This is a genomic window from Spirillospora sp. NPDC052242 (assembly GCF_040679555.1).
Taxonomy (GTDB): Bacteria; Actinomycetota; Actinomycetes; order Streptosporangiales; family Streptosporangiaceae; genus Spirillospora.
The window spans coordinates 60408-84562 of sequence record NZ_JBFAUZ010000041.1; the positions used below are offsets into that span (position 1 = coordinate 60408).

20 protein-coding genes are annotated in these 24155 nt (G+C 71.6%); 6 read left to right on the top strand and 14 right to left on the bottom strand.

The genetic code is table 11. The features are described from left to right. Positions 1 to 35 precede the first annotated feature (35 nt). Positions 36 to 1082, bottom strand: a complete 1047-nt coding sequence (locus AB0L25_RS29380) for a helix-turn-helix transcriptional regulator (protein ID WP_500175971.1) — start codon at positions 1080 to 1082, stop codon at positions 36 to 38. Then, a complete protein-coding gene (locus tag AB0L25_RS29385) occupies positions 1079 to 2098 on the bottom strand; it encodes a helix-turn-helix transcriptional regulator (RefSeq protein WP_500175972.1) in 1020 nt (339 codons plus the stop codon). The genes AB0L25_RS29380 and AB0L25_RS29385 overlap by 4 nt, the downstream gene beginning before the upstream one ends. Before the next feature lie 99 nt (positions 2099 to 2197). Between AB0L25_RS29385 and AB0L25_RS29390 the strand changes: the two genes are divergently transcribed. Continuing rightward, a complete protein-coding gene (locus AB0L25_RS29390) occupies positions 2198 to 3295 on the top strand; it encodes a DUF3866 family protein (RefSeq protein ID WP_500175973.1) in 1098 nt (365 codons plus the stop codon). Between the two features lie 66 nt (positions 3296 to 3361). Here the strand turns inward: AB0L25_RS29390 and AB0L25_RS29395 are convergent, their stop codons facing one another. The 12 genes from AB0L25_RS29395 to AB0L25_RS29450 all read right to left on the bottom strand — a co-directional run bounded on the left by AB0L25_RS29395 (position 3362) and on the right by AB0L25_RS29450 (position 17114). Then, entirely contained in the window at positions 3362 to 3874 is a 513-nt protein-coding gene (locus AB0L25_RS29395; RefSeq protein ID WP_500175974.1) for a DUF3291 domain-containing protein, read from the bottom strand. 32 nt (positions 3875 to 3906) lie between these two features. Next, entirely contained in the window at positions 3907 to 4662 is a 756-nt protein-coding gene (locus tag AB0L25_RS29400) for a helix-turn-helix transcriptional regulator (RefSeq protein ID WP_500175975.1), read from the bottom strand. Positions 4663 to 4748: 86 nt separating this feature from the next. Then, a complete protein-coding gene (locus tag AB0L25_RS29405; protein WP_500175976.1) occupies positions 4749 to 5687 on the bottom strand; it encodes an FKBP-type peptidyl-prolyl cis-trans isomerase in 939 nt (312 codons plus the stop codon). Between the two features lie 191 nt (positions 5688 to 5878). Beyond that, positions 5879 to 7237, bottom strand: a complete 1359-nt coding sequence (pafA, locus tag AB0L25_RS29410; RefSeq protein ID WP_026401675.1) for a Pup--protein ligase — start codon at positions 7235 to 7237, stop codon at positions 5879 to 5881. A 311-nt stretch (positions 7238 to 7548) separates the two neighbouring features. Next, on the bottom strand, positions 7549 to 8301 hold the full coding sequence (gene prcA, locus AB0L25_RS29415; RefSeq protein ID WP_500175977.1) for a proteasome subunit alpha: 753 nt from the start codon (positions 8299 to 8301) through the stop codon (positions 7549 to 7551). Between the two features lie 21 nt (positions 8302 to 8322). Next, entirely contained in the window at positions 8323 to 9168 is an 846-nt protein-coding gene (gene prcB / locus AB0L25_RS29420; RefSeq protein ID WP_026401673.1) for a proteasome subunit beta, read from the bottom strand. A 154-nt stretch (positions 9169 to 9322) separates the two neighbouring features. Beyond that, positions 9323 to 10528 (bottom strand): endonuclease VII domain-containing protein, encoded by a 1206-nt coding sequence (locus AB0L25_RS29425; RefSeq protein WP_500175978.1) that lies wholly within the window; start codon positions 10526 to 10528, stop codon positions 9323 to 9325. 108 nt (positions 10529 to 10636) lie between these two features. Beyond that, positions 10637 to 10846 carry a ubiquitin-like protein Pup gene (locus AB0L25_RS29430; protein ID WP_416497331.1) on the bottom strand — a complete coding sequence of 70 codons (210 nt, stop codon included), beginning with the start codon at positions 10844 to 10846 and terminating at the stop codon, positions 10637 to 10639. A gap of 288 nt (positions 10847 to 11134) precedes the next feature. Continuing rightward, complete coding sequence (gene dop, locus AB0L25_RS29435; RefSeq protein WP_500175979.1) at positions 11135 to 12652, bottom strand: depupylase/deamidase Dop; 1518 nt, start codon at positions 12650 to 12652, stop codon at positions 11135 to 11137. A 146-nt stretch (positions 12653 to 12798) separates the two neighbouring features. Then, complete coding sequence (gene arc, locus AB0L25_RS29440; RefSeq protein ID WP_500175980.1) at positions 12799 to 14562, bottom strand: proteasome ATPase; 1764 nt, start codon at positions 14560 to 14562, stop codon at positions 12799 to 12801. Positions 14563 to 14813: 251 nt separating this feature from the next. Next, the gene (locus AB0L25_RS29445) at positions 14814 to 15812 is read right to left on the bottom strand and encodes a tRNA (adenine-N1)-methyltransferase (protein ID WP_500175981.1); all 999 of its coding nucleotides are present in this window, start codon (positions 15810 to 15812) and stop codon (positions 14814 to 14816) included. Positions 15813 to 15923: 111 nt separating this feature from the next. Further along, positions 15924 to 17114, bottom strand: coding sequence for a site-2 protease family protein (locus tag AB0L25_RS29450; protein WP_500175982.1), 1191 nt, complete (start codon positions 17112 to 17114; stop codon positions 15924 to 15926). Positions 17115 to 17357: 243 nt separating this feature from the next. Between AB0L25_RS29450 and AB0L25_RS29455 the strand changes: the two genes are divergently transcribed. The 5 genes from AB0L25_RS29455 (at position 17358) to AB0L25_RS29475 (ending at position 24075) form a co-directional block, all read left to right on the top strand. Beyond that, entirely contained in the window at positions 17358 to 18245 is an 888-nt protein-coding gene (locus AB0L25_RS29455; RefSeq protein WP_500175986.1) for a RecB family exonuclease, read from the top strand. Between the two features lie 104 nt (positions 18246 to 18349). Then, entirely contained in the window at positions 18350 to 19573 is a 1224-nt protein-coding gene (locus AB0L25_RS29460; RefSeq protein WP_500175983.1) for a sensor histidine kinase, read from the top strand. A gap of 178 nt (positions 19574 to 19751) precedes the next feature. Then, the gene (locus tag AB0L25_RS29465; protein ID WP_191333300.1) at positions 19752 to 20432 is read left to right on the top strand and encodes a response regulator; all 681 of its coding nucleotides are present in this window, start codon (positions 19752 to 19754) and stop codon (positions 20430 to 20432) included. Between the two features lie 302 nt (positions 20433 to 20734). Beyond that, complete coding sequence (locus AB0L25_RS29470; protein ID WP_500175984.1) at positions 20735 to 21586, top strand: ABC transporter ATP-binding protein; 852 nt, start codon at positions 20735 to 20737, stop codon at positions 21584 to 21586. Beyond that, positions 21583 to 24075, top strand: coding sequence for an ABC transporter permease (locus AB0L25_RS29475; protein WP_500175985.1), 2493 nt, complete (start codon positions 21583 to 21585; stop codon positions 24073 to 24075). The genes AB0L25_RS29470 and AB0L25_RS29475 overlap by 4 nt, the downstream gene beginning before the upstream one ends. Positions 24076 to 24155: the final 80 nt, after the last annotated feature.

Sequence of the window (24155 nt, forward strand, 5' to 3'; positions counted from 1 at the left end):
GACGGCCCGTCCGGCGCGTGCGCGTGCCGGGCGGGTCAGCCCAGGCCGTACAGGGCGAGGGCGCGGGCGGCGTCGTCGCGGACGCCGTCGGCGACCGACGCGGGCGCCACGACGCGCCCCTGGTCGCCGAGGCGCAGCGCCAGGCCCCGCACCCAGCGGGTGTCGGGGGTCGGCAGCACGACCCGCAGCCGCCCCTCCCCCAGTTCCTCGACGCTCTCGCACGGGTAGTAGTCGGCGACCCAGCGGCCGCGGGGCGTCAGCTCCAGCGTCACCCGCACGTCCTGCGGGGACGGCCGGAACAGCCCGGCGTCGACGTCGATCGGCTCGGCGTGGTCGGGGACCTCGGCGGGGTCGTCCAGCACCGTGAGGTCGGTGATGCGGTCGAGCTTGAACAGCCGGACGGCCTCCGCGCGGCGGCACCACCCCTCCAGGTAGGTGTTGCCCTCCACCACCAGCAGCCGCATCGGGTCGACGTCCCGCTCGGTGTTCTCGTCGCGCGCGGGGACGTAGTACGCCAGGTGCACGCGGCGCCGCGACGCGACGGCGTCCCGCAGCGTCCCGAGGACGGTGCGGGCGCCGGGGCCGCCGCCCGCGGCGACGTCCCGGGCGTCGACCTCGACGGCGACCTGCGCGCTCGGCGCGGCCGCCGCGCCCGCGGCGGTCTCCAGTTTCGCGATGACGCGGCTGAGCGCGTCCCGGTCGTGCAGGTCGGGGATCTCGGCGAGCATCCGCAGCGCCACCAGCAGGGCGCTGGCCTCGTCGACCTTCAGCCGCAGCGGCCGCGCGATCGACTCGGCCTCCGCGACGGTGATCTCCCCGCCCTCGTAGGACAGGTCGATCGGGCAGTACGGGTCGGGCGCGCGCAGCTCCACGCACCACAGCAGGTTCAGGTCGTCGATCAGCTGCTTCTCGGTCACCCCGAACGCGGCCGCGGCCTCCTCGAGGGCGACGGTGTCGCGGTTGACGACGTACGGGACGAGCGCGAGCAGCCGCGCGAGCCGCCCGGTCGACGCCGCCGCCTGCTTCGCGGCCGGCTTGGCGGGCCTGGCGGTCTTGGGGGTCCTGGTGGTCTTGGGGGTCATCGCGCGTTCACCGTTCCGTCCTCGGTCCCGGCGCCGCGGGCCGGGTCCGGTTCCCCGGCGGCCAGCGCCGACTTCAGCTGCTGGATCACCGCTTCCCGCAGGTCCGGCGGGTCGAGGACGACCAGGTCGTCGGCGAACCGCGCCAGGTACGGCGCGAACCGCTCCACGTCCCGGAACGTCAGGACGGCCTCGTCCCACGCGCCGTCGCCGGCGGGCCGGACGTCGCGCGCCCACCGGCGCGGGCCCTGCGCGGCGCCCGCACGCAGCCGCACCGTCGCCGGGCGCGGCTCGGTGACCGGCTCGCCGCGGTCGAACGCGATGCGCCGCACGTCGACGCCGTCCGGGACCGTCACCGACCCGGCCGGGCCGTCCGCGGCGACCTCCCCGTCGATGCGGCTCAGCCGGAACACCCGCTCCTCCTCGCGGTCCCGGTCGAACCCCACCACGTACCAGCGGCCCCGCCGGCTGACGACGCCCCACGGCTCCAGGTGGCGGCGGGTCACCGACGTCCGCCCGATCGCGCGGTAGTCGAACGCGACCGGCCGCCGGTCCCGGACCGCCTCCCAGAGGGCGGGGAACGCCGGTTCGCCGGTGTCCACGCGCGGTTCGATCCCGACGGCGGCCGACGCGTCGGTCTCCACCCCGGCGGCGCGCAGCTTCAGCAGCGCCCCCGACGCCGCCTCCGCCAGGCTCGCCCGCTGCCACACCCGGGCCGCCAGGCCCAGCACCGCCGCCTCGTCCGGCGTCAGGTGCACGTCGGGCAGCTCGTAGTCCTGCGGCGGGATCCGGTACCCGATCTCCTCGCCGCCCCCGCCCTGCAGATCACTGCCGACCTCCAGCGGAACGCCCAGCTCGCGCAACTCCTCCTTGTCGCGCTCGAACATCCGCTTGAACGCCTCGTCGGAGTCCGGATAGCCCGGCACCGCCCGGCGGATCTGCTCCGCGGTCAGATAGCGCCGGGTGGCGAGCAGGCAGACCACCAGATTCAGCAGGCGCTCGGTCTTGCGCCGCGACACTTCGCCACCACCTCTTCGCTCCGTGAAGCCCCCGGGTCCCCCGTGCGCGGGCCCGAACGCCCCCACGCCCGTCACCAGAGGACGCTACCGTTTCCCAGTGTGATCCGATGGCGTAAAGGCACAGTTGAGGGCATCCGACGCGAATGGCCGGGGGCGGTCGAACTCGACGTCGAGATCGGGGGCGACGGCGCGCACCGCGCCCTGGCGTATCCCGCGCTGGTGGGGCGCCCCGAACCCGGCGACACCGTCCTGCTCAACACTACGGCCTTGGCGATGGGCCTCGGCACCGGCGGCTACGCGATGGTCGTCGCGATCCCCGACCGGCTCCCGCCCGACCCGTCCGGCCCCGGCCACCTCGTCAAGGCCCGCTACACCCCGCTGCAGGCCACCGTCCTCGGCGCCGACGAGCAGGACTCCCCCCACCACGACGTCCTGCGCGACGCCGACTCCCTCGGCGGCGCGCCCGTCGTCGTCGCCGACCTGCACTCGGCGCTGCCGCCGATCCTCGCCGGGCTCCTCGCCGCCCGGCCGGGGACCCGGGTCGTGTACGTCATGCCCGACGGGGGCGCGCTGCCGTCCTGGTTCTCCATGTCGATCGCGCGGCTCAAGGACGCGGGCGCCCTCGCCGCGACCGTCACCGTCGGGCAGGCGTTCGGCGGCGACCTGGAGGCCGTCACCGTCCACACCGGGCTCCTCGCGGCGCGGCTCGTGCTGGACGCCGAGGTCGTCGTCCTCGCGCAGGGGCCAGGCAACCTCGGCACCGGCACCCGCTGGGGGTTCTCGGGCGTCTCCGCGGGCGAGGCCGTCAACGCCGCGTCCGTCCTCGACGGGCGGCCCGTCGCGTCGCTGCGGGTCAGCGAGGGCGACCGGCGGGAACGCCACATCGGCGTCTCCCACCACTCCCTCACCGCCTACGGGCGCGTCGCCCTCGCCCGTGCCGACGTCCCCGTCCCCGAGCTGGGCGGCGAGTTCGGCGCCCGCGTCGCGGCGCAGGCCGCCCCGCTCGGCGACCGGCACGCGCTCGTCCCCGTCGCCGTCGACGGCCTCCGCGACGCGCTCGCGGACGCCGAACGGGACTGGGGCGTCCGGCTGTCCACCATGGGCCGCCGCCTCGACGAGGACCTCGCCTACTTCCTCACCGCGGCCGCCGCCGGCCGCCACACCGCGACGCTCCTCGCCCGACCGCCACGGCCCTGACCGCCGCGGCCCCGGGCGCCCACCGGACGCCCGCCGCGTCCCCTCGCCGCCGCCCGGGGGCCCGGCTCACACCGGCGCGAGCCCGGCCTCCTCGGCGGTGAACGGCGACGCGAACGTGAACGCGCGCGGCGACGGGCCCTCCGCGCGCAGCAGCGCCAGCCGCTCCATCCCCTCCTCCACCGTCGGGACGTGCCCGGCGGGAACCCACCACAGCACCAGGTGCGCCTCGGCGTGCCGCCGGAACCACTCGCGGCGGCGCCGCATCGACTCCAGGTGCCCGGACCGGTAGACGAAGTCCCACAGCGCCTCCGCCGACTCCCACACCGAGAACGTGACGATCACGTCGTCGCCGGCGGGACGCATCCGGGTCGCGTCCGGCTGCCCGTCCTCCACCAGCCGCCAGACGAACCCGGGAGCGGCGTCGGCGAGGGCGTTCACGGGGTCGAGCATCTCCACGAACTCCGCCATGCGCGGGTCGTCCAGCGGGAAACGCATGGTCGCCACGTTGAACTGGGCGAGGTGGTGGCGAGGGTCCTCGGTGCGGGCAGGCGTGCGCTCGGCGCGGTGATCGTCTGTCATGAGGTCACCTCACCACGGCTCCCGCTTCTATGTCAATCATCGTTGTTTTTAGAAGGGGCGGGCGGCACCTCCTCCGCGACCGCGCAGCACCAGCCCGGGCGCGCGTCCATCCGCACCCGCACACCCCGGGAACCCTCCGTCATGCCCTCCAGCAGCGCCAGATTCATGCCGCACACCAGCGGCGGGAACGCCTCGGCCACCGCACCGAACGGGCAGTTGCGCATCCGGACGACCCCGCCGGCCCCGGTCTCCGCGGCCCCGGCCTCCCCCGTCCGCTCGGCGGGTCCGCCCCGATCGTCCCGCCCGGACTCCGCACCGCCCGGCTCCCCCCGCACCGGCTCGTAGCCGCGCCGCGCCAGCACCCGCTCCAACCCCGCCAGATCACCGCACGGCCCGTCCGCCGCCGCCAGCGCACGCCCCCGCCGCCGCGCCGCCTCCTGCAACTCCACGTCCAGACCGGCCGCGTCCGCGGCCTCCGCCAGCAGCGACGCCGCCGTCCCGTAATCCCGCGCCGGCACCGACACCCCGCGCTCCACCGCCGACCGCCGGTACACCTTCGCCGGACGCCCCGCCCCCGGCCCCGAACGCCCCGTCAACCGGCGGCTGCCCGCCTCCAGCAGGCCGCCGTCCACCAGCTTGTCCAGATGGAACGCGGCCAGCGTCCGGCCCAGGCCCAGCGCCTCCGCCGCCTCGTTCCGGCCCACCTCGCGGCCCCGCGCCGCCACGAACTCGTACAGCCGCCGCCGCACCGGATCCTGCAGCAGCGCGATCGCGTCGATGTCCTCCACCCCGCCAGTCTAGGAACAGCGGGCATGGGTTTTAGAAACCGGCAGCACCCCAGGCCGGCGAGCACCGCCCCGGCACCGCCCGAGCCTCAGTGGACGCCGAGCAACTCCACCACGAACACCAGCGTGTCGTCGCCCCGGATCCCGTACTGCGACAGCCCCTTCTCCCCGTAACCCAGCGACGGCGGAACCACCAGCAGCATCCGGCTGCCGACCCGGCGCCCCACCAGCGCCTCGTCCCAGCCCTTCATCACCTCGCCGGTCCCGATCGTCACCGCGGCCGGATGCCCCTCACCCCACGACGAATTGAACACCTGTCCGTTACGCCAGAAATACCCCGCGTACTGCAGCGCGACCAGCTGCCCGCCCTTCACCTCGGGCCCCGCGCCCTCCACCAGCGGCACCGCCTGCAGCTTCCCCGGCGCCGCGCCCTTCGGCATCGTCACCACCGGCACCTGCCCCGCCGCCGCGTCCCCGACCCTCGGCAGCCTCGGATCCCGCTGCTCCCGCGCCTTCCCCTTCGCCGCCGCCGACTTCCCGTACACGCCCCGCACATCCAGCACGTACACCAGCGTGTCGCCCGGCCCCACCCGATGCCGGGAGTCGCCGTCCTCCCCGAAACCCTTCTCCGGCGGGATCCGCGCCACCACACGCGCCCCCGGCCGCGCCCCCACCAGCGCCTCCGCGAGCCCGGGAACCACCGTCCCCGTCGGGAACACCCCCGGCTCGCCCTCCGCGTAACTGCTCGCCACGAGCTTGCGCTCATCGTCGTTCCACCGGTAACCGACATAGTCGGCCACCACCAGATCGCCCTTGCGGGCCTCCGCCCCGTCCCCCTCCTCGAGGGTCTCCACCGCCAGCGAATCACCCGGCCCGCCGTCCGGGAACTCCACCTCCGGAACCTTCCCGAACTCCCCGCTCACCGACACGTCCACCCCGCCGCCGAACAACGAACACGACGACGCGAACACGAGCGGAACGGACAGCACGACGGCGGCGGACACGACCGAGAGACGACGACGGCGCATACGGGTCCTTCACGGGGGTGACGAGCGCTGCTGGCCGCTCACCCTACCCCCAAAGTGACCCGCCAGTAGGGCCGGGCGCGCCCGACATCCGCACCCACGCCCGTCCACTCCAGAATCGGCCCGCCAGGCCGCCCCGAACGCACCCCGAGGCCACGCGACGGCGCGTCCGGGGAACACCCCGGACACTCCCGCTACATGCCGGCGATCAGCTTGTCGACCCGCTCGTCCACCGACCGGAACGGGTCCTTGCACAGCACCGTCCGCTGCGCCTGATCGTTCAGCTTCAGATGCACCCAGTCCACCGTGAAATCACGACGCTTCTCCTGCGCCTTGCGGATGAACTCGCCCCGCAACCGCGCCCGCGTCGTCTGCGGCGGAACCGACTTCGCCTCGAAAATGTCCAGATCACGCGTGACCCGCTCCGCACCCCCGCGACGCTCCAGCAGGTAGTACAGACCCCGATCACGATGCACGTCGTGATACGTCAGATCCAGCTGCGCCACCCGCGGCGACGACAACGGCAGATCGTACTTCCGCCGGTACCGCTCGATCAGCTGGTACTTCATCACCCAGTCGATCTCCCGCGACACCAGATCCAGATCCCCGGTCTCCACCGCCCGCAGCGTCCGCTCCCACAGATCCAGCACCCGCTTCGCCGTCGCGTCACCGCCCCGCGCGTCCACGAAATCCCGCGCCTTGACGAAGTACTCCTTCTGGATCTCCAGCGAACTCGCCTCCCGGCCGTTCGCCAGCCGCACCTTCCGCCGTCCCGTCATGTCATGACTGACCTCCCGGATCGCCCGGATCGGGTTCTCCAGCGTCAGATCACGCATCACCACCCCGGCCTCGACCATCCGCAGCACCAGGTCGGTCGCACCGACCTTCAGCAGCATCGTCGCCTCGCTCATGTTCGAGTCACCGACGATCACGTGCAGCCGCCGGAACCGCTCCGCGTCCGCGTGCGGCTCGTCCCGCGTATTGATGATCGGACGCGACCGCGTCGTCGCCGACGACACGCCCTCCCAGATGTGCTCCGCACGCTGCGACACGCAGTACACCGCACCCCGCGGCGTCTGCAGCACCTTCCCCGCACCACAGATGATCTGCCGCGTCACCAGATACGGGATCAGCACGTCCGCCAGCCGGCCGAACTCCCCGTGCCGCCCCACCAGATAGTTCTCATGGCAGCCGTACGAGTTCCCCGCCGAATCCGTGTTGTTCTTGAACAGGTAGATGTCGCCGGCGATGCCCTCCTCCCGCAACCGCCGCTCCGCGTCCACCTGCAGACCCTCCAGGATCCGCTCCCCCGCCTTGTCGTGCGTCACGAGATCGACGACACTGTCGCACTCCGGCGTCGCGTACTCCGGATGACTCCCCACATCCAGATACAGCCGCGCCCCGTTCCGCAGGAACACGTTGCTGCTGCGCCCCCACGAGACCACCCGCCGGAACAGATAACGCGCCACCTCATCCGGAGACAGCCGCCGCTGCCCACGGAACGTGCAAGTGACGCCGTACTCGTTCTCTAGCCCGAAGATGCGCCTGTCCACACCACGACCCTATGCGCCCCGACCCCAACTTCGTAGTCTCCGGATGGACAAGGTTCCCGGGACCCGCCCCACAGCACTCCCGACACACCGAAGGCCCGCCGCGGCGCCACGGCATCACACCGCACCACCACGACGGGCCCACAGGCACTCACCACACCGGCCTGGCCCGGGCCGATCCCCGCGGGATCCGCACCGGACCTCTAGGAACCGGCCCCTCGGCCCGGGACGCCCGGCCCGGCTCCCAGGCCGGAACTCACGGACGATCGCTCACAGCGGCCGAACCGGCCCGGACCCGAGCGACGGACCGCGAATCAGTCCTCGTCCGCCGAATCCGACGACGACGCCGAACCGTCCTCGTCCTTACCGCCCGACGCCCCGGACGACCCCTCCGACAGCAGCCCCTCGATCCGCCGAGCCGCCAACCGCTTGAACAGCCGATGCTCCCGATTCCGATCCAGCACCGCCACCTCCAGCGACGACGCCTCCAGATGACGATCCGAATCCTGCGCCTCCAGCGCACGCACCGCCGTCCGCAACGCCTCCTCCAACGGAGCCCCCTCGCGGAACCCGTCCTTCAGCGCCTGCGCCACCGCGTCCGCCTGACCGCCCATCGCCACGTAACCGTGCTCGTCGGCCACCGACCCGTCGAACGTCAACCGGTAGATCTGGTCCGTCTCCGCGTCCTCACCGACCTCCGCGACGACCAGCTCCACCTCGTACGGCTTGTTCGTCTCCGTGAAGATCGTCCCCAGCGACTGCGCGTACACGTTCGCCAGCCCCCGCGCCGTCACGTCCCGACGGTCGTACTGGTACCCGTTGATGTCCGCGTACCGCACCCCGCCCAGCCGCAGGTTCTCGAACTCGTTGTACTTCCCCACCGCCGCGAACGCGATCCGGTCATAGATCTCACTGATCTTGTGCAGCGCCCGCGACGGATTGTCCGCCACGAACAGGATGCCGTCGTCGTACTGCAGCACGACCACGCTGCGGCCGCGCGAAATACCCTTCCGCGCATAGTCCGCCTTGTCCTTCATCTGCTGTTCAGGCGACACATAGAACGGCATCGACACCGGTCTGGATCCCTTCTATCGCAGCGGGGCGGTCGGCCCGCCCGGCGAGTCGTAACGTGCCTCGACCACGGACCGCGCGAGCGCCCCCACCTCGTCCTCACCGAGCCGGCGGTACCCGTCCGACGTCACCGACGCCACCACCGGGAAGATCCGCCGCGGCAGATCCGGGCCGCCCGTCGCCGAATCGTCGTCCGCCGCGTCGTACAACGCCTGCACGCACACCAGCGCCGCGTCCTCCGCCGACAGATCCCGCCGGAACAGCTTCTTCAGCGCGCCCCGCGCGAACACCGAACCCGACCCGATCGAGTGAAAGTCCCGCTCCTCGTACCGGCCGCCCGCAGGATCGTAGGAGAAGATGCGCCCCGCGTCCCGCTCCTCGTCGTACCCCGCGAACAGCGGCACCACCGCCAGACCCTGCATCGCCATGCCCAGGTTCTGCCGCACCATCGTCGCCAGCCGGTTCGCCTTGCCCTCGACCGACAGCGTCCGGCCCTCGCGCTTCTCGTAGTGCTCGAGCTCCACCTGGAACAACCGCATCATCTCGATGCCGATCCCGGCCGTCCCCGCGATCGCGATCGCCGAGAACTCGTCCGCCCGGAACACCTTCTCGATGTCGCGCTGCGCGATCACGTTCCCCGCGGTCGCCCGCCGGTCCCCCGCCATCACCACCCCGCCGGGGAAAGTCACCGCGACGATCGTCGTCCCGTGGGGAATCTCGTCCCCGACCGGCGTCGCCGGCGGCGTCCGCCCGCCGGGCAGCAGATCCGGAGAGTACGCCCCCAGGAACTCCGTGAACGAAGACGTGTCCGGGCTCGCGAACAAGCTCGACAGACGCCCGGTGTGCGAATCGTGGGACGCCACGCGACTCCCTTCCCTCCACCATGGCACCGGCACCACACAGATCACCGGCACGGACGAGTACGACCCTACTGTTCAACGCCCGCCCCTGCATGCCGCGCCCACCCCACCGAGTCAGCCCACGGCGAACCGACCGACCCGGCGGGGCGGCCAGACCCTACGAGCGCGCAACGACACCGGGCGCCGGCGTCCGTCCCGACGCTCGACTCCGTGCAACGATCTCCCGCACCAGGACCTCGAGCGGCGTCAGGCCGTCCACGTCCCCGGTGTAGGCCCCGAAGGACGGGTTGCCGCGCCGGTGCTCGCCGTCCGCATCGCGATACGGCTTCCAGGCGTCCGGAGCGAGCGTCGCCGGATCCACGTCCGGGACCGTGAACGACAGTCGCGCCGTACCGTCCTGCGTGGTCACGGTCTTGACGAGATTCCCCATCACGTAGTCGGCGGCCCGGCGGAGTGATGTGGGGTCGTCACCGAACTGCCCCATGCCGGTATTGCAGCCGGTACAGGCGATTCCTCGCACGGCTCCGCTGTTGTGGTCGTGATCGATGTGCTCTCCAGGCCGATCGCTGCAAACCCCGCACAGACCCACCTGCCGCTTCAGGAGCCAGTCGACGTCGGACTCCGTCATCTTGTAGCGGCGGTACAGGTGGCGGGCGCGAGACGAACTGCCCAGAGTCCCGTGGGCCCCACGGTTGTAGCCGCGCGCCTCTGCACGGCTGCGGCCGTCGAACACCGGCTTGCCCAGTTCGTTCACGAGCATGTGGGCCTGTGAGCCGCGAAGCTCGAGATAGTCCGCAGCAAGGAGCATGCGCTGAGGGTCGTCCTCGAACTGGCCGAGCGCGCCGTTGCACTTGAAGCACAGGATGTGCCGGACGGCGCCGCTGAAGTGGTCGTGGTCGACGTGCTTCGCCTCGGCGCGAAGGCAGATGACGCAGACGCCGCCCTGCCGGGCGATCATCTGCTGCACCTCCTCCTCGGTCACCCCGTATCGGAGCTTGAGGAGGTAGTTGCGGGCGCTGCCGTGGTTCTTCACCCGATTCTCTCGCGAGACGAGGTTGAAACAGGTGCGGCAGTAAGAGGCCCTTCCAGACTTGCCCGAGCGGTTCCGCCCGAACTCGTCCACCGACTTGACCGTTTCGCACTTTGGACAGTACTTCATCCCATCAGGGACCTTGACACGTCTACGGAAATCCCGCGTCTTCTTGCCGAGCACAGCCTGCTTCCCGCGATACGAGGCCGCGTTGCGCAGGGCGAAGCAGTCCCTGCAGTAGAGCGCCAGACCGTCCGGCGACGCCTTGCGCTTCCAGAACTCACCGGCCGGCTTGACCTGTCCACAGTCCTTGCACTTCTTCGCAGCATCCATGGGCGAGACTTTAACAAGTCCCGCCCATGGCGCGCCACTTTTTTCGTTTTATCAGAATTGGCCAGATGTCCTCTTGTATTTCAAATCGGACATCCCGGGCAATCTATATCATTCCCCGCCCTTTTGGACAAATCCACGGACGAATTCCTCCGCATTTTCCTCGAGGACTTCGTCGATTTCGTCGAGGATGTTGTCGACGTCGTCGGTCAGTTCCTCGTGGCGTTCCTGGACGTCTTCGCTGGTCGTGGCCTCGGTCTCCTCGACCTCGTCCGTGCGCCGCGTGGTCTGCTTCTGACCGCCGGTGTCCTTTGTGGCCATCACGTACCTCCGCTCCTGCCGTTGCCTTCGACCTTATCCCCGATCTTCGGCGACGAGTGGATCTTGCGGTCCGTTTCGTCCGCCTCGGCGGGGGGCTTCGGGCATGCTCGGGTTATCGCCCGTCCGTAGAGCAATGAAACGGGCATACCGGTCTCGATACGGAGACGTCGGCCGTTTACCCAGGTCATCGCGGTGGCGGAGGCCGGAAACGCGCGTGCCCGGCCCCGGCGGCGCAGGCCGCCGGGGCCGGGCATGTGCACTGGTCAGGGCCGTCGTGCGGCCCTCAGGTCAGTCCTGGCCGGTCAGAGTGGAGACGAGGGCCTCCGCGGTGCGGCAGCGGTCCAGGAGGGCGCCCACGTGCTCCTTGGTGCCGCGCAGGGGCTCCAGGGTGGGGACGCGCTGGAGGGACTCGCGGCCGGGGACGTCGAAGATGACGGAGTCCCAGGAGGCGGCGGCGACGTTGTCGGCGTACTGGCGCAGGCAGCGGCCGCGGAAGTACGCGCGGGTGTCCTCGGGCGGGTCGTCGATGGCGGCCTCGACCTGGTCCTCGGTGATGAGGCGTTCGATGCGGCCGCGGTCGACGAGGCGGTTGTAAAGGCCCTTGTCGGGACGGACGTCGGCGTACTGGAGGTCGACGAGGTGCAGTCGGGAGTGGGACCAGTCGATGTCGTCGCGGCTGCGGTAGCCCTCGAGGAGGGCGAGCTTGGCGACCCAGTCGAGCTCGCGGGAGAGCTGCATGGGGTCGTCGCCGAGGCGGTGCAGGACCGACTCCCAGCGGTCGAGGACGTCCTTGGTCATGTCGTCGACGTCGGCGCCGAAGCGGTCCTCGACGTACTTGCGGGACTGCTCGAGGTACTCCATCTGGAGCTGGACGGCGGTCATCTTGCGGCCGTCGCGGAGGGTGAGCAGGTGCTTGCAGGACGGGTCGTGGGAGACGGCGCGGAGGGAGGCGACGGGCATGTCGACCGAGAGGTCGGTGGTGAGGAAGCCGTCCTCGATCATGGCGAGGACGAGGGAGGTGGTGCCGAGCTTGAGGTAGGTGGACAGCTCGGCGAGGTTGGCGTCGCCGATGATGACGTGGAGGCGCCGGTACTTCTCGGGGTCGGCGTGGGGTTCGTCGCGGGTGTTGATGATGGGGCGTTTGAGGGTGGTCTCGAGGCCGACCTCGACTTCGAAGAAGTCGGCGCGCTGGCTGATCTGGAAGCCGTCGCCGCGTCCGTCGACGCCGATGCCGACGCGGCCGGCGCCGCAGACGACCTGGCGGGAGACGAAGAAGGGGGTGAGGTGGCGGACGATGTCGGCGAAGGGGGTTTCGCGGCGCATGAGGTAGTTCTCATGGCAGCCGTAGGAGGCGCCCTTGTTGTCGGTGTTGTTCTTGTAGAGCTGGATGGGGTTGGTGCCGGGGACCATGGCGGCGCGTTGGGCGGCGTCGGCCATGACGCGTTCTCCGGCTTTGTCCCAGATGACGGCGTCGAGGGGGTTGGTGCACTCGGGTGCGGAGTATTCGGGGTGTGCGTGGTCGACGTAGAGCCTGGCGCCGTTGGTGAGGATGATGTTGGCGAGGCCGAGGTCTTCGTCGGTGAGCTGGGTGGGGTCGGCGACCTCGCGGGCGAGGTCGAAGCCGCGGGCGTCGCGGAGGGGGTTCTCTTCTTCGAAGTCCCAGCGGGCTCGGCGGGCGCGTGCCGCCGATGCCGCGAGGTAGGCGTTGACGACCTGGGAGGAGGTCACCATCGCGTTGGCCCCTGGCTGGCCCGGTACGGAGATGCCGTACTCGGTCTCGATGCCCATCACCCGCCGAACAGTCATATTGTCGAGCCTATCGGGGCGGTGGGGGTGGAGCCACGGGGGCGGTGTGTCGTGGCGGATTCGTCGTGGTGCCGGTGTGGTCGCATGGTGGTGACGTGCGCGCGGCGGCCCCTTGGGGTGGGGCCGCCGCGTGCGTGGTCGTCGGGTCAGAGGTACTGGCCGGTGTTGGCGACGGTGTCGATGGAGCGTCCGGCTTCGGCGCCCTTGGTTCCGGAGACGAGGGTGCGGATGTAGACGATCCGTTCGCCCTTCTTGCCGGAGATGCGGGCCCAGTCGTCGGGGTTGGTGGTGTTGGGCAGGTCTTCGTTCTCGCTGAACTCGTCGACGCAGGCGGCGAGCAGGTGGCTGACGCGCATGCCCTTTTGCCCGGTGTCGAGGAATTGTTTGATCGCCATTTTCTTGGCGCGGTCGACGATGTTCTGGATCATGGCGCCGGAGTTGAAGTCCTTGAAGTAGAGGACTTCCTTGTCACCGTTGGCGTAGGTGACTTCGAGGAAGCGGTTCTCCTCGGTTTCGGCGTACATGCGTTCGACGGTGCGCTGGATCATGGCGTCGACGGTGGCCTCTTCGGAGCCGTCGTGCTCCTTGAGGTCGTCGGGGTGGAGCGGGAGGCCGCTGAGGATGTACTTGGAGAAGATGTCCTTGGCGGCTTCGGCGTCGGGGCGCTCGATCTTGATTTTGACGTCGAGTCGTCCGGGGCGCAGGATCGCGGGGTCGATCATGTCCTCGCGGTTGGACGCTCCGATGACGATGACGTTCTCGAGGCCTTCGACTCCGTCGATCTCGCTGAGGAGCTGCGGGACGATGGTGTTCTCGACGTCGGAGGAGACTCCGGAGCCGCGGGTGCGGAAGATGGAGTCCATCTCGTCGAAGAACACGATGACGGGGGTGCCGGCGGAGGCCTTCTCGCGGGCTCGCTGGAAGACGAGCCGGATGTGGCGTTCGGTTTCGCCGACGTACTTGTTGAGGAGTTCGGGCCCCTTGATGTTGAGGAAGAAGCTCTTGCCCTCTTTGCCGGTCTTCTCGGCGACCTGTTTGGCGAGCGAGTTGGCGACGGCCTTGGCGATGAGGGTCTTGCCGCATCCGGGCGGTCCGTAGAGGAGGACGCCCTTGGGGGGCCGGAGCTGGTGTTCGCGGAACAGGTCGGCGTGGAGGTAGGGCAGTTCGACGGCGTCGCGGATCAGTTCGATCTGGCCGCCGAGGCCGCCGATCTCGTTGTAGGAGATGTCGGGGACCTCTTCGAGGACGAGTTCTTCGACCTCTGCCTTGTGGATCTTCTCGTAGGCGTATCCGGAGCGGGACTCGAGCATGAGGGAGTCGCCGGCGCGGAGTGGGACGCCGCGGAGCGGTTCGGCGAGTTTGATGACGCGTTCCTCGTCGGCGTGCGCGATGACGAGGGCGCGTTCTCCGTCGTCGAAGAGTTCCTTGAGCATGACGACTTCGCCCTGCTCTTCGAAGTCGAGGGCTTCGACGACGTTGAGGGCCTCGTTGAGCATGACCTCTTGGCCGCGCTGGAGTTCTTCGACGTCCACGGCGGGGCTGACGTTGACGCGGAGTTTGCGTCCGCCGGTGAAGATGTCGACGGTTCCGTCGTCTCGGGTTCCGAGGTAGACCCCGAATCCGGAGGGTGGTTGTGCGAGCCTGTCGACCTCCTCCTTGAGCGCCACGATCTGTTCGCGAGCCTCTTTGAGGGTCGCTACGAGACGCTCGTTCTGACCGGTCACTGCGGCCAGGTTGGCCTGTGCCTCATGGAGACGTTCTTCCAGCACGCGTGCTTGGCGCGGGGATTCCGCGAGTTTGCGGCGCAGCACGGTGATCTCCTCCTCCAGGAAGGAGATCTGCGTTTGGAGGTCCTTGACCTCCTTGTCGTGCTGCGCTCTGCGCGCCCCAGCATCGTCACGAGCGGCCACGCCCCGTCACCTCCTCACGAAGAGAGCCGACGACCTACTGAGACCCTACCTATCTGGAGGGCTTCCGTAACCTGCCCATTCGGTTCTCGTGTCGTGCGGGTGGTTTTCGGGGGCGTGCGGGGGCGGTCCGGTGGGCGGGGCGGCAGGGGCCGGACCTGGGGTTTCTTGGTGTGCGGGGCGGGTGCGGCGGTGGGGTTCGGCGGTTTCGACGGGTTGTGGTGCGACACGCCGGTGGGGCGCCGGGATGTGATCTATGCCTCGGTGGCGGGGCCGGGCGTGGCGCCGGGCCGGTCGTCGTCCGCGTCGCCGGAGGGCCCGGGGGACGTGCCGCCGGTGGGGGCGGTGCCGTTCGGGGCGGTGTCGGGGGCGGGGTGGGCGCCCTTGGCGGGGCGGCGCCGGCGGGTGGGCGGGGTGACGCCGTCGGCGAGGCGGCGGGCGGTGACGAGGAAGCCGGTGTGGCCGACCATGCGGTGGTCGGGGCGGACGGCGAGGCCGTCGACGTGCCAGGTGCGGAGCATGGTCTCGAAGGCGTAGGGCTCGGCGAAGGCGCCGTGGGCGCGGAGGTCTTCGACGATGCGGGACATCTGGGTGGTGGTGGCGATGTAGGCGCAGACCATTCCGCCGGGGATGAGGGCTTCGGCGACGGCGTCGATGCATTCCCAGGGGGCGAGCATGTCGAGGACGGCGCGGTCGATCTCGGTTTCGGCGAGGTCGTGTTCGAGGGAGCCGACGGTGAGGCGCCAGGCGGGGTGGGGGCCGCCGAAGAAGCGTTCGACGTTGGCGCGGGCGATGTCGGCGAAGTCGGGGCGGCGTTCGTAGGAGGAGAGGAGGCCGTGTTCGCCGACGGCGCGGAGGAGGAAGCAGCTGAGGGCGCCGGAGCCGGCGCCGGCCTCGATGACGCGGGCGCCGGGGAAGATGTCGGCCTGGGCGACGATCTGGGCGGCGTCCTTGGGGTAGACGACGGCGGCGCCGCGGGGCATGCGGAGGGTGTGGTCGGTGAGGAGGGGGCGGAAGGCGAGGTATTCGACGCCGCCGGTGGAGCGGAAGACGGATCCTTCGGGGCTGCCGATGATGGTGTCGTGGGGGATGGCGCCCTTGTGGGAGTGGTATTCCTTGCCGGGCTGGAGGGTGATGGTGTTGATGCGGCCCTTGGGGTCGGTGAGCTGGACCTGGTCGCCGGGACGGAAGGGGCCGTGGGGGATGCGGCCGGTGGTGGTGCGGGGTCCGTCGTGGGACTGGGTTTCGCTCATGGAGGTCAAGGCTAGCGCCGGGCGGGGGCGGTTCTGACCGTCCGGCAGAGCGCGCGGCAGAGCGCGCGGCAGGGTGCCCGGCAGGGCGCGCGCGAGGGGCCGCGGGGGGCGTCAGATGCCGGTGAAGGTGCGGTCGACGTCGCTGACGGCGAGGACGCCGTAGACGCGGCCGTCGGGTTCGAGGAGCAGGTATTCGGCGGCGGGGGCGCGGCGGAGGGCCTCGAGGAGGGCTTCGCCGCGGAGGTCGGCGGGGAGGGCGTCGTCGGGGTCGAGGGCGCGGGAGAGGTCGCCGACGGTGATCCAGGGGCGGCGGTGTTCGGGGGTCTGGGTGACGGCCTTCTCGCTGACGAGGCCGCGGGGGGCGCCGTCGTGGTCGACGACGACGAGGGCGCCGGCGTGGTCGGCGTGGGCGCGGCGGACGGCTTCGGCGAGGGGGACGTCGGGGGTGACGAGGGTGGCGCGGCGGGCGAGGCGGCGGGCGGACAGCAGGGGGATGCGGTCGCGGACGTGTTCGGCGCGGATGGCCTGGGTGGCGCCGACCCAGATGAAGGAGGCGACGAGGGCGGACCAGAGGAGGGCGAGCCAGCCGAAACCGGTGCCTCCGCCGGTGGTCTCGTCGGAGGCGGGGTAGGCGGCGAGGTAGGCGCCGGCGAGGAGGGCGGCCACGGCGACGGCGCGGCCGACCCAGCCGGCGATGATGGCGCCGCTGCGGCTGTGGCCGGTGGCCTTCCAGACGGCGGCGCGGACGAGGCGGCCGCCGTCGAGGGGGAGGCCGGGCAGGAGGTTGAAGACGCCGACGAGGAGGTTGGCGAAGGTGAGGGCGTCGACGAGGAGGAGGGCGACGTCGGGGAGGGGCAGGAGGGCGTGGGCGAGGAGGCCGAGTCCGGCGAGGACGAGGTTGACGAGGGGGCCGGCGAAGGCGATGAGGAATTCGCGGCCGGGGGTGGGGGCCTCGCGTTCGATGGAGGTCTCGCCGCCGAGGATGTGGAGGGTGACGGAGCGGACGGGGAGGCCGAGGACGCGGGCGGTGACGGCGTGGCTGAGTTCGTGGACGAACACGGAGCCGTAGAGGAGGACGGCGTAGGCGAACGCGACGGCGTAGCTGGTGGGGCGTTCGACGATGTCGTTGACCTGTCCTTCGAACATGACGGTGACGAGGACGGCGACCAGGAACCAGCTGGGCGAGACGAAGACGGGGACGCCGAAGGGGCGGCCGAAGTAGAGGCCGGGGCGGGGTGTGCGGCCGTCGTCGTGGCCGGTGGCCGGGGTCTTGCCCTGGTTCGGGGGCGCGCTGTGTGTCACGTCACCGATGCTACGGCCCCGTTCGGGCGGTCGTGCGTCCGGTGGCGGCGCGGGTGGGCGGGATCGTGCGGGCGGGTGGCGGGATCGGGGGTCGTGGGGCGGGCGCGGTCGCGGGTTGCGGGGTTTCGTCGGGGTGGTCGCCTACGCTGCTGTGCCATGACGACGACCGAGGCCGGTGGCCGGCGCCCAGGCACGCCCGATGTTCCTTCTCCTTCCCCGGCGGGGGACGGCGGGTCGGGGGGCGTGCCGGTGGTGGGGTCGTTGTCGCCGTCGCGGGCGGGCGATTTCATGACGTGCCCGTTGCTGTACCGGTTCCGGGTGATCGATCGGATTCCGGAGCGGCCGAGCGCGGCGGCGGTGCGGGGGACGCTGGTGCACGCGGTGCTGGAGCGGTTGTTCGATCTGCCGACCGGCGGGCGGACGCCGGAGGCGGCGCTGGCGATGCTGGGGCCGGAGTGGGAGCGGCTGCTGGAGTCGGAGCCGGAGCTGGCGGGGCTGTTCGAGGACGGCGAGGCGGGGGACGCGGAGCGGGACGAGTGGCTGGCGCAGGCGCGGCGGATGGTGGAGCGGTACTTCACGTTGGAGGATCCGCGGCGGCTGGAGCCGGCGGAGCGGGAGCTGTTCGTCGAGACGGTGCTGGACTCGGGGTTGAAGCTGCGGGGGTACATCGACCGGGTGGACGTGGCGCCGACCGGTGACGTGCGGATCGTGGACTACAAGACGGGGACGGCGCCGCGTGCGGATTTCGAGGCGCGGGCGCTGTTCCAGATGAAGTTCTACGCGCTGGTGCTGTGGCGGTCGCGGGGGCGGGTGCCGCGGTTGCTGCAGTTGATGTATCTGGGGAACGGCGAGGTGTTGCGGTACGAGCCGGACGAGGCGGACCTGCGGGCGACGCAGCGGAAGGTGGAGGCGTTGTGGCAGGCGATCCGGCGGGCGATGGACAGCGGGGAGTGGCGGTCGCGGCGGGGGCGGTTGTGCGACTGGTGCGATCATCGGGAGCGGTGCCCGGAGTTCGGGGGGACTCCCCCGCCGTTGCCGGTGGTGCCGGTGGGGCGTCCGTCGCCGGCGGACCTGGAGGGCGGGGGCGCGGCGGTGCCGGGTGGTGCGGCGCGTGAGCGGGACGATCTGTAGCCCGTGCGGGTCGGTCGGGGCGGCGCGGTCTCCTTCTTGGGGATGACGGCAGATCCGCGTTCAGGAGGGCTCACGACCTGGCGTGACGTCCTAGGGTGAGAATCGTGTCACCCCGCATCCGTGGTCTTCTCGCCTTCCGTGCCTGGCTGCAGGCGCGTCCGTCGGCGGCCGACGCGCTGCTGGCGGCAGGGTTGCTGCTGGTGGGGCTGCCGCAGTTGTTCCTCTCCGACGTCCGGGTGGAGGGGTACGGGTCGGTGTTCACGCCGCCGGACGCGCTGGGCGGTGCGCTGGTGGCGGCGGTGACGATGGCGCTGACGTGGCGGCGGCGCGCTCCGCTGCCGGTGCTGCTGTTCATCGTGGCGGGCGGGACGGTGCTGTCGGTGCTGGGGTATCCGCCGTCGGTGCCGGACGTGGTGGCGTTCCTGGTGGCGGTGTACGGCGTGGCGGCGCATCGGGGGCTGGCGCAGAGCGCGCTCGGCGGGTTGCTGGCGTTCGTGTATTTCATGGTGATGCTGGTGGCGTTGCCGGTGCCGACGTCGCCGATGGTGTTCCTGACGGATTGCGCGCTGGTGATCGGTGTGTGGATGCTGGGGCGGAATCTGCGGTTGCGGCGGGCGTATTTCGCGGAGTTGGAGAACCGGGCGGCGCGGCTGGAGCGGGCGCGGGGGACGGACGCGCGGGCGGCGCGGATCGAGGAGCGTTCGCGGATCGCGCGGGAGCTGCACGATGTGGTGGCGCATCATGTGAGCGTGATGACGGTGCAGGCGGGGGCGGCGCGGCGGATCATCGATCGGGACGCCGACAGCGCGCGGGACGCGATGTCGACGATCGAGGAGGTCGGGCGGACGGCGCTGAGCGAGATGCGGCGGATCGTGGGGGTGCTGCGGACGGAGCGGGACATGGAGCGGGCGGGCGGTGAGCTGGCGCCGCAGCCGGGGCTGGGCGATCTGGGCGAGCTGCTGGATCATGTGCGGGAGACGGGGTTGTCGGTGCAGTTGTGGATCGAGGGTGAGGCGCGGACGCCGTCGCCGGGGGTGGACGTGGCGGCGTTCCGGTTGATCCAGGAGGCGTTGACGAACACGTTGAAGCACGCGGGGGCGCAGGCGCGGGCGTGGGTGCGGCTGTACTACACCGATGATCATTTGACGGTGGAGATCGAGGACGACGGGCCGGGCACGGCGACGATCATGGCGGGGGACGAGGCGCGTCCGGGGCACGGGCTGGTCGGGATGTACGAGCGGGTGGCGCTGTACGGTGGCGAGCTGCGGATCGGGCCGCGGGTCGGGGGCGGTTTCGGGGTGCGGGCCCGTTTCCCGCTGGAGGCGTAGGTTGTCGGGCATGAGCGGGGACGGGCATGAGCAGGCGTGAGCGGGCCGGCAGGGACCGGTTCGGCAGCGGACGGTTCGGGAGTGCACGGGCCGGGAGTGGACGGATCGGGGTCGGGCGGCGGATGCCGGTGATGAGCGGCGTGAGGCGAGGAGCCGGAACGATGGACGGGGCGGCGCGATGAGCGCGGTGCGGGTGCTGCTGGTGGACGACCAGCCGCTGCTGCGGACGGGTTTCCGGCTGATCCTGGAGGCCGAGCCGGACATCGCGGTGGTGGGCGAGGCCGGGGACGGCGCGGCGGCGGTGGAGATGACGCGGTCGCTGCTACCGGACGTGGTGCTGATGGACATCCGGATGCCCGGCGTGGACGGGATCGAGGCGACGCGGCGGATCATCCGGGACGGTGCGGCGTCGCACGATCCGCGGGTGCTGATCCTGACGACGTTCGATCTGGACGAGTACGTGATCGAGGCGGTCCGGGCGGGGGCGAGCGGATTCCTGCTGAAGGACTCGCCGCCGGAGGACCTGGTGCAGGCGATCCGGATCGTGGCGGCGGGCGACGCGATCGTGGCGCCGAGCGTGACGCGGCGGCTGCTGGACAAGTTCGCGACGCGGCTGCCCGCGGCGCGGGACTCGGCGCCGCCGCCGGGGCTGGACACGCTGACCGAGCGGGAGCGGGAGGTGCTGTCGCATGTGGCGCGCGGGCAGTCGAACGCGGAGATCGCGGCGGAGCTGGTGGTCAGCGAGACGACGGTGAAGACGCACGTGGGGAACGTGCTGGCGAAGCTGGGGCTGCGCGACCGGGTGCAGGCGGTGGTGTACGCCTACGAGACGGGGATGAGCCGGCCCGGCCAGTCCTGAGCCCTCCCCCGCCGCCCACGCCTGGGCGGAGGCGGGCCTCAGGGGTGTCGCGGGCCTGCGACCTGCGGCGACGGGGGTGCGTGTCAGGGTCGTCCCGGAGGTTCCCCTGCCTTCGGGGCGGGGGTTCCCTACTCCGGGAGGACGAGCGGGCCGGGGCGCCGTCCTGCGTTGGGTGGACGGCCGATTCCCTTCCGTGGGTGCATCCTTCGGGCGTCCGGGACTCCTAGGGTTTCCGGTAACGGACCGCCGGACGATCGGCGCGTTCCGTGTTCACCGCTCATCTCACCCTCACAGGAGTTCTCGTGACGAACACCGCCCCATCGACCGCCGATGCGCGATCCGCGCCGGGGACGGGCCCCGGGACGGGCGATGTCGCCGCGCGGGCGGAACAGATCTCGAAGGTGTACGGGCGCGGCGACGCCCGCGTCGTGGCGCTGGACGCGGTGTCCGTGGGGATCCCCCGCGGGCGCTTCACGGCGATCATGGGGCCGTCCGGGTCGGGGAAGTCCACGCTGATGCACTGCATGGCGGGGCTGGACTCGGTCGACTCGGGTGCGGTCTTCGTCGGCGACACCGACCTGACCCGGCTGAAGGACAAGCAGCTGACCCGGCTGCGCCGCGACAAGATCGGGTTCGTGTTCCAGGCGTTCAACCTGGTGCCGACGCTGACGGCGCTGGAGAACATCACGCTGCCGATGGACATCGCGGGACGCAGGCCGGACGCGGCGTGGCTGGACCGGGTGATCGACACGGTGGGGCTGCGGCCGCGGCTGAAGCACCGGCCGACGGAACTGTCGGGCGGGCAGCAGCAGCGGGTGGCGTGCGCGCGGGCGCTGGCGTCCCGCCCGGAGATCATCTTCGCGGACGAGCCGACGGGGAACCTGGACTCGCGGTCGGGCGCGGAGGTGCTGGAGTTCCTGCGGGGGTCGGTGCGGGAGATGGGCCAGACGATCGTGATGGTGACGCACGACCCGTCGGCGGCGGCGTACGCCGACCAGGTGCTGTTCCTGTCCGACGGGCGGATCGTGGACACGATGGCGGAACCGACCGCGGACCGGGTGCTGGAGCGGATGAAGGGCTTCGACGCGGCCCCCGCGGGTCCCGCGGGGGCGGCCCGCGCGGGTGAGGACGGGGCGGAGGGCGCGTCCCGATGATGGCGAGGGTCACGCTCCGCAACCTCGCGGCGCACAAGATCAGGCTGGTGCTGACGGCCGTCGCGGTGATCCTCGGCGTGGCGTTCGTGGCCGGCACTCTGATCTTCACCGACAGCATGAACCGCCAGTTCGACGACATGTTCAGCCGGATCGGGCAGAACGTGGCGGTGAGCGTCCGGGCGACCGACGAGGGCGGCGGCGGACGTCCGGTGCCGGCGGCGGTCGTGGAGGCGGTGCAGAAGGTCGACGGCGCGGAGAACGTCGTCGGGAACGTCTCCGGGTTCGCGGGGGTGCTCGGCCGCGACGGGGAGATGGCCGGGCCGCCCGCCGATCAGGGGGTGCCGAAGCTCGGCGTGAACTGGGCCGACGACACCGGGTTCACGATGTCGTCGGGGCGGGCGCCGCGCGGGCCGGCCGAGGTGGCGCTGGACGCCGCCACGGCGGAGGACGCCGGGTTCGGCGTCGGCGACACGGTCCAGGTCGTCACGTCCGGGCCGGTGCAGCGGATGACGGTCGTCGGGCTGATCGACACCGGGGACCTGATGGGCGCGTCGGTCACCGCGTTCGACACGGCGACGGCGCAGAAGCTGCTGCTGCGCCCCGGGTACTTCACCGACCTGCAGATGGAGTCGGCGGGGCCGTCGGAGGGCGAGCTGCGCGACCGGGTCGCCGCGGTGCTGCCGGACGGGTTCGAGGCGATCACCGGGGACCAGCTGCGCGAGGAGACCAAGTCCGACGTCGCGCAGGTCATGGGGTTCTTCCGGACGTTCATGCTGGTGTTCGCGCTGATCTCGGTGTTCGTCGGGGCGTTCATCATCTTCAACACGTTCTCGATGCTGGTGGCGCAGCGGACGCGTGAGCTGGCGCTGCTGCGGGCGATCGGCGCGGCCCGCCCGCAGGTGACGCGGGCGGTGCTGGGCGAGGCCGTCGCGGTCGGCGTCGTCGGGTCCACGCTGGGCCTGGCCGCCGGGGCGGGGCTGGCGCTGGCGCTGCAGGGGGTCGCCGGGCTGGACGCGGCGCTGGTGTTCACGGCGACGCCGGTGATCTGGTCGTACGCGGTCGGGATCGTCGTGACGGTCGTGTCGGCGTACTTCCCGGCGCGGCGCGCCGCGAAGATCCCGCCGGTGGCGGCGATGCGGGACGACGTCGCGCTGCCGCAGCGGTCGCTGCGGATCCGGGTGGCGCTCGGGTCGCTGCTGACGGCGGCGGGCGCGGCGCTGATCGCGGCGGGGCTCGCCGGCTCCGGGAACGGCGCGGTGGCGCTGGTCGGCGGCGGCGCGTTCGCGGTGTTCATCGGCGTGACGATGCTCGCTCCGGTGATCAGCGTCCCGGTCGTGACGGTGCTGGGCGCGCCGTTCGCGCGGCTGTTGGGGGCACCGGGCCGGCTGGCGCGGCGCAACGCGCTGCGGAACCCGCGGCGGACCGCGGCGACGGCGGCGGCGCTGATGATCGGCCTGGCGCTGATCACGGTGGTGAACGTGCTGGGCGCCACGATGCGGACGTCGGTCGACCGGCAGATCGAGGAGCAGTTCGGCGCGGACTACATCGTGCAGGCGGCCGGGGGCGCCGCGGCGGGCGCGTCCGTCGGCGCCGACGTCGCCGGGACGCTGGAGAAGGTGCCGGGCGTCGAGAACGCCGCGATGGTCTACGGCGGGCACGCCGAGATCGCCGGCGAGGAGGTCCGGTACGTGGCGAGCGACGCGGACGTCGTCGTGCAGGCCGTCCGGCTGGAGACCGTTGCGGGGAAGGCCGAGTTCGGGTCGGACGGGATCCTGGTCAGCGAGGACAACGCGAAGGACCGCGGCTGGACGGTCGGGTCACCGGTGCCGGTCCGGTTCCCCGACGGGAAGACGGCGACGCTGCGGGTCACCGGGATCTACGCCGAGAACACCCTGGTCGGCGGGCAGATCCTCGACCCGCGCGTGTATCTGGCGCACGCGGTGAAGCCGCAGATCGACCTGGTGGTGGTGAACGTCGCGGACGCCGGGGCGTCCACCACGGAGGCGATCGAGGGCGCGCTGGCCGCGTACCCGAACCTGGAGGTGTCGGATCAGGCGGCGCTGAAGGACGAGGCGCGCGCGCAGGTCGACACGATGGTGACGGCGCTGACCACGCTGCTGATGATGTCGGTGATCATCGCGGCGGTGGGGGTGGTGAACACCCTGGCGCTGTCGGTGATCGAGCGGACGCGGGAGATCGGGCTGCTGCGGGCGATCGGGCTCGGCCGGCGGCAGCTGCGCCGGATGATTCGGGTGGAGTCGATCGTGATCGCGGTGTTCGGTGCCGTGCTGGGCATCGGGATCGGGGTGGCGTTCGGTGCGGCGCTGCAGAACGCGCTGTCCGAGCAGGGGCTGACGGTGCTGTCGGTGCCGGTCGTGACGCTGGGCGTGTACGTGGTGGTCGCGGCGGTGATCGGGGTGCTGGCGGCGCTGTGGCCGGCGTGGCGGGCCGGGCGGATGGACGTCCTGCAGGCCATCTCCACCGAGTGACCGCACCCCGGTGGGACGGTCTCCGCCCGGAGACCGTCCCACCGGGGCCCTCTCTTTCGGGCGTCGCGGCCCGGCAGGTG